Annotated in this window: 5 protein-coding genes; 3 read left to right on the forward strand and 2 right to left on the reverse strand. The window is 61.2% G+C overall.

The window, feature by feature from the left end; translation table 11 throughout:
• Positions 1–29: 29 nt before the first annotated feature.
• From ACB034_RS19585 to ACB034_RS19595, 3 genes are all read left to right on the forward strand, one after another.
• Positions 30–1,034: a substrate-binding domain-containing protein gene (locus ACB034_RS19585; RefSeq protein WP_042027085.1), complete on the forward strand. Its 1,005-nt coding sequence runs from the start codon at positions 30–32 to the stop codon at positions 1,032–1,034.
• A 191-nt stretch (positions 1,035–1,225) separates the two neighbouring features.
• The gene (locus ACB034_RS19590) at positions 1,226–2,443 is read left to right on the forward strand and encodes a 4Fe-4S binding protein (protein ID WP_371173533.1); all 1,218 of its coding nucleotides are present in this window, start codon (positions 1,226–1,228) and stop codon (positions 2,441–2,443) included.
• 250 nt (positions 2,444–2,693) lie between these two features.
• Positions 2,694–3,920, forward strand: a complete 1,227-nt coding sequence (locus ACB034_RS19595) for an aromatic amino acid transporter (protein WP_216993378.1) — start codon at positions 2,694–2,696, stop codon at positions 3,918–3,920.
• Positions 3,921–3,991: 71 nt separating this feature from the next.
• Here ACB034_RS19595 and ACB034_RS19600 read toward each other — a convergent pair whose 3' ends face one another.
• Entirely contained in the window at positions 3,992–4,399 is a 408-nt protein-coding gene (locus ACB034_RS19600) for a pre-peptidase C-terminal domain-containing protein (protein WP_371173534.1), read from the reverse strand.
• A 438-nt stretch (positions 4,400–4,837) separates the two neighbouring features.
• A complete protein-coding gene (locus ACB034_RS19605; RefSeq protein ID WP_371173535.1) occupies positions 4,838–5,785 on the reverse strand; it encodes a transposase in 948 nt (315 codons plus the stop codon).
• Positions 5,786–6,000: the final 215 nt, after the last annotated feature.

The raw sequence follows: 6,000 nt of genomic DNA on the forward strand, positions 1-6,000 counted from the left end.
GTTCCGCCTTTGACAGTCAGGAGACAGAGATGGCCACTATCAAGGATGTCGCCTCCCGAGCGGGCGTATCCATCTCCACCGTCTCACATGTGCTCAACCACACTCGCCGGGTCAGCGAAGACGCGACCCAGAAAGTGCTTGAGGCGGTGGCAGAACTCAACTACGCGCCCAACTCGGTCGCGCGCAGTCTGAAAATCAATTCAACCAAGACCATAGGCATGCTGGTGACCACCAGCGTGAACCCCTTCTTCGCGGAAGTGGTGCAAGGTGTGGAAGCGTACTGTTTCGAACAGGGTTACAGCCTGATCCTGTGCAACACCGAGAACCAGCCGCCCCGTCAGCAGCACTATCTGCGCATGCTGATGGAGAAGCGGGTCGATGGCCTGCTGGTGTTGGGAACCGACATCGACACTCCGTTGCGCGACATGTTGCGCATCCACAAGAACGTACCCCAGGTGGTGCTGGATTGGGGAACCGAGTGCGATTTCGCCAACGTGATCAACGATAACGCCCGCATCGGTGCGCGCCTTGCTGTGCGCCACCTGCTGGAGCTGGGTCACACCGACATCGTCTGCATCACCGGACATCTTGCCAAACCCACCACCCAGCAGCGACTGGACGGGGTGCGCGATGCCCTGGGCGAGCGCGGCATGACCCTGAAAGATGAACAGATCTTCGAAGGGGATTACGAGAGCCAGAGCGGGTTCGACCAGATGCAGCGCATCCTGGCCCTGCAGCCTCGTCCGACAGCGGTGTTTGCCTTTGACGATCCCATGGCGATCGGTGCCATCTGCGCCGCCTGGGAAGCCGGGGTCAAGGTGCCGGACGACATCTCCATCATCGGCTATGACGACGTCGAGATGGCGCGCTTCTCCAGTCCGCCGCTCACCACCATCCGTCATCCCAAGGCGGAACTGGGCCAGCTGGCGGTCAAGCAGCTGGTGAGCCGGATCCGCAACAAGGAGCAGGAAGTGGAGTCGATGACGGTCGAGCCCGAGCTCATCGTCCGTCGCTCGGTGAAAGCCCTGCGCTGATCAGCTGTCCTGTGTCGACACCACGAAAAACCCCCTCGCCAGCGAGGGGGTTTTTGTTTGTGGCGATGGCACTTCATGTGGTGGCGGGTAGTTTGGGATGAATCTCTTCCTCTGCCCATGCAGATCAAAATAATCAAACCAGATGTTAGTTACCCTGTTCCCCTTATCCTGATGTGCGTAGTGAGGGAAGAGTGAGCCTGATCGAAGCCGTGACCCTGGCCTGTAGCCTGATCTATCTGGTGCTGTTGCAGTGGCAGGAGAGGGCCGGTCGATCCTGGTTCTTCTCTCTCTCCCTGCTGGCTGCCGCCTGGCTGGTGGCGGCGGATGTCACCCTCTGGTTCGCACTGGGGCTGGTGGTTGCGGCGCTCGCCTTGCTCAGCCGAACCCGGCTATTGCCACTTCTGGGTCAGCTCGACGGCCAGTCGCTGCGTGCCTGGACTCGCCACCTGCTGCTGCTCTCCTGGGGGCTGGTGACGGTGCAATATGGCCTTTATATCTGGCAACTGGGGCAGGTGACGCCTCCCTGGCTGGTGCGCCCGGACGTGGTGGATGGCTTCCTGCCCATCGCCGGCGGGCTCGGGCTGCGGGCCTGGCTGAGCCAGGGCATCATGGATCCCCACCATCCGGCCGCCACCGTCACAGTGTTGGTGCTCTCTCTGTCGGCCCTGCTGTTTGGGCGGGCGTTCTGCGCCTGGTTCTGCCCGCTTGGCCTGGCGGGGGAGTGGCTGCATCGGCTGCGCAGCCGGGTATTGCCAGGGGAATGGACGCCGCCGCTCTGGCTGGATCTGATCCTGCGTGGCCAGAAGTTTCTGGTGCTTGGCTTTCTGCTGTTCATCGTGCTGCTCGCGGTACCGGATGCCGCCCTGCCCGGCTACTTCGCCAGCACCTATCACCAGGCGGCGGACATGAAGATGGGGGCCTTCTTCTTCAACCTGGCCCTGATCTCAGGCCTGTGTCTCGGCTGGGTTTTGCTGCTCACCGCCGCTTTCCGTCAGGGTTTCTGCCGCTATCTCTGCCCTTATGGTGCCTGGCTCGCCCTGCTGGGCCTGCTGACGCCCCTGCGCATCCGCCGGGATCCGGCCCGCTGCCTGCGAAGCGTCGGTCACGATTGTGACAAGTGCAGCCGGGCTTGCCCGTCCCGTATCCAGGTGCACCAGCTGATTGCGGTGCGCAGCCTCGAATGCACCAGCTGCCTGAGCTGTGTGGCTGCCTGCCCGAAGCGGGCCGATGCCCTCGCGCTGGGCACCCGGCGTCGTCGGCTCATGCCTCGCTGGCTGCTGGCGCTGCTCTGCCTGTTGTTGCTGATCTTGCCGTTGCTCTCTTATGGCGTGTTGGGATTCTGGGTCAGTCAGACCCCGCTGGAGGTACGCGGCCAGCTGCTGCAGATCCTGCCGCAACTGAGCCATTGAGTGGCTGGGGCGGGGGATCTGCCTTCGAATAGGGCACGGGATTTGATACCTGACGGGCTGGCAGGTAAAGTCGCACGGGTGAAACGTTGAGCAGGGGCGTTGAAACATTTTCGAACGAGCTCGCTTTATGTTTCATCTTCTTTATGAAAACAACATCTTGTCGCCTGCCAGCGTGCGGGCGGCCGTCAGGGCGTAGCCATGGCTGCGCCATTTCTTTGCAGTGCAAACAGGGCAGGAGTAAAGGGGATTTATGGAACACAAACCATCCTTGGTGGGCGGGGCATGCATCATTGCCGGCGTCTGTGTGGGGGCCGGCATGCTGGGCTTGCCGAGTGCCGGGGCGGGTGCCTGGACCCTCTGGTCCCTGCTTGCGGTGGCGCTGACCATGGTGGTGATGACGGTGTCGGGCTGGATGCTGCTCGAATCCTACAAGGGCTATCCGCTGCGCGTCTCCTTCGACACCGTGACCCGGGATCTGCTGGGGGAGAAGATCAATGCCCTCAACAACCTGAGCGTTTACTTCGTCGGTGGCATCCTGCTCTACGCCTACATCACCTCGTCCGGCCTCATTATTCAGGAGATGACGGGGATCGGCAGCCACGCCGCCTCAGTATTGTTCACCCTGGTCTTCTCGGCCCTGGTGTGGCACTCCACTCGGGCGGTGGACCGCATCTCGGTGCTGCTCATCATCCTGATGATGCTGAGCTTCGCCTTCGGCATCTCGGGCCTGTCGATGAAGATTAGCCCCGAGCTGCTGTTTGACCGGATGAGCGAGCACGCCAGCTACGCCCCCTATGCCCTCGGCATGCTGCCGGTGGCGCTCACCTCGTTCGGCTATCACCACTCGGTGTCGTCGATGCGCGCCTACTACGGCGAGGAGCGCCGCGCCAGCCGCGCCATTCTGGGTGGCACCGTGATCGCTCTGGCCTTCTACACCGTCTGGCTGCTGAGCGTGTTCGGCAATCTGCCGCGCAGCGAGTTCGGCCCGGTGATCGAACAGGGTGGCAACGTAGACGCCCTGCTCAAGGCGCTCGGCTCGGTGATCGAATCCAAAGCGGTGGCAAGCGCCCTCAACGCCTTCTCCATGGCGGCCATCCTCTCCTCCTTCATCGGGGTGGGGCTGGGGGTGTTCGACTACCTGGCGGACCTGTTCAAGTTTGACAACAGCCGCGGTGGCCGCGCCAAGTCCTGGGCGGTGACCTTCCTGCCGCCGCTGGTGCTCTCGCTGCTGTTCCCGTTCGGCTTTCTGGTGGCCATCGGTTACGCCGGCGCCGTCGCGACCCTGTGGACTTGCATCATTCCGCCTCTGCTGGCGTGGAAGGTGCGCGCTGGCAAGGGTCAACAAGGGGGCAAGCACGAGGGCTTCCGTGCCCCGGGCGGCATCGTCATGATCGCCCTGGTGATCCTGTTTGGTGTGCTGACCGCCGCCTTCCACCTGCTTAATATGGCGGGACTGCTGCCTGCCTATACCGGCTAGGTCACGGACATGGAAAGAGAAAAACGGCGCCTGCGGGCGCCGTTTTTTATGTCTTAAGCACAGCAGGCCGGTTACTGGATGCTGACTGACAGGGTGTGGGGCACCTGCTCGCCGCGGCGGGCGGAGGCGCGCATCTGATAGACCTGGATCAGGTATTTGCCCGAGGTGGGCAAGGTCGATTGCCACTGACCATTGCCATCATTGCGACCCAGTGCCTCGGCCTGACCCGGGATGGCACCGGGGGTGAAGACATTGAAGTTGGCGTTGCTGCTGCCACTGATCTTGACCGTCATGGTCTGGCCAGCCTTGGCCACCAGGGTGTAGTGGATGGTGTCGTAACCGGAGAAGTTGCCTTTTACCTGGGCGCTGTGGGCTCCCTTGGCAAACTGCACCGGTACCGTAGTGATTTTGTCGGCGGCCTGCGCACCGGTGGCGGCCATGGTGACGGCCAGCAGGGCGGCCTGGATTGCTCGTTTCATCGTTGCACCTCGTGAAGGGGCCCTGTCACCCAGGCAGAGCCGCCCTGACAAGATATGACTAAATCGGCGAGCTGCCTGCCTATACGCGCCGCAGCGGTTCTCGCTTTATTTTGGGACACCCACCTATGGAAGATATTGGGATTCCTGTTTCAAGACATCCACCTTGGGGGAAGGTGAAGGTTTTGTTTTGGGACACCCACCTATTTCTCGTTTCGGGACACCCACTTTGGGGGAAGGTGAATAACCAGAAGAGGCGCGTTTGCAGGTTGGCTGATTTGAGGGTCGCTGAGCATGGAACATCATCGGGGAGAGCGGCGACAGATAGGATCGATTGGTTGAAGTACGGGAAAGGGCTACTCGGCGGCAAGGGGTTATTGTGCCTCGGTGCGGGCACGAGGCTGGTGTCAGAAGTTCATCAAGGTGTACACCAAGCTGATGTCATAAATGGGGTTGGTAACATCGGGTCTGGCCGCAATGCTCGGCATAACGTTGGCAGCAGACTCTGTCACCAACCGCCCGGATGCCGTGGCGTCGAAACAGAGTGACCTGTCCCAACCATTGCTCCTCATGCATACCCAGGCGTTGCAAGACGGGGGCAAGATGATGCGGGATATGGCCACACTTATCCAGGCGGATCGCGCGTCCTGTCCAGTCCACCAGGGTCAGGTAGTCGGCAAAACTGCAGGGAAGGGCTTCATTGCCTTCCCTGGCAAAAGGCAACAGCAATGGGGTCGGATTGACGGGATCCGTTATCTGTTCAATCCGTTGCTGGATACTGGTGAAATGGCTCTCTTCAGGCGTAGTGGCAATGCCGGCCCGAATGGGGTTGAGGTCAACATAGGTCATGCAGGCCAGTAGTGCCGACTCGGTGAGCAGGGCCTGGCTCTTGAAGCGCCCCTCCCAGAAGTGCCCCTTGCAACCGTCCTCCTTATTGGCCTGGCGGGCCAGCGACTCATTCAGCAGGCGCACCAGCCAGCTGATGGAATAGAGGCGCTCCCGCCACTGGACTATTAGCTGGTGCACCACGTCCAGCTCGGGCTCTATCAGTTCATCACCCTGATACCAGCGCCTTACCAGCAAGGGCCACTGAAACAGGCGAGCCCAGCGCTCTGCCACTTCCCGCTCGCTCCACTTATTGGCAATATCGGCCTGCACCTTGAGCACCAGATGATAGTGGTTGCTCATCACGGCATAGGCGCAGATGCCGATGGCAAAGACCTGCGACAGCTGGCCCAGCTTGTCGGCAACCCATTGGCGCCTGTGTTCGTAGCTTTGGCCGGAGTGCTCATCCTGACCGCAGAGAAAGGCCCGCCGGACACAGCGGCTGACCACATGGTAATAGGGCGTATCGGCGAGGCTGATCTGGCGTGAACGGGCGATGGTCATGGCAACTTCCTCGGCAGTGATGTATCAAGCCAAGCAGCCAGCTATGTGGTTGTCAAAGAGGTGGGTGTCCCAGAATCTGCCACTTATTGGCAGTATCGGCCTGTACCTTGAGCACCAGATGATAGTGGTTGCTCATCACGGCATAGGCGCAGATGCCGATGGCAAAGACCTGCGACAGCTGGCCCAGCTTGTCGGCAACCCATTGGCGCCTGTGT

This window comes from Aeromonas sp. S18(2024) (genome assembly GCF_041402525.1).
Taxonomy (GTDB): domain Bacteria; phylum Pseudomonadota; class Gammaproteobacteria; order Enterobacterales; family Aeromonadaceae; genus Aeromonas; species Aeromonas enteropelogenes.

Excerpts from the sequence above, each read along its gene's own strand:
- ACB034_RS19585 (WP_042027085.1), top strand. The coding sequence starts at position 30 with ATGGCCACTATCAAGGATGTCGCCTCCCGAGCGGGCGTATCCATCTCC.
- ACB034_RS19595 (WP_216993378.1), top strand. The coding sequence starts at position 2,694 with ATGGAACACAAACCATCCTTGGTGGGCGGGGCATGCATCATTGCCGGC.
- ACB034_RS19600 (WP_371173534.1), bottom strand. The coding sequence starts at position 4,399 with ATGAAACGAGCAATCCAGGCCGCCCTGCTGGCCGTCACCATGGCCGCC.
- ACB034_RS19605 (WP_371173535.1), bottom strand. The coding sequence starts at position 5,785 with ATGACCATCGCCCGTTCACGCCAGATCAGCCTCGCCGATACGCCCTAT.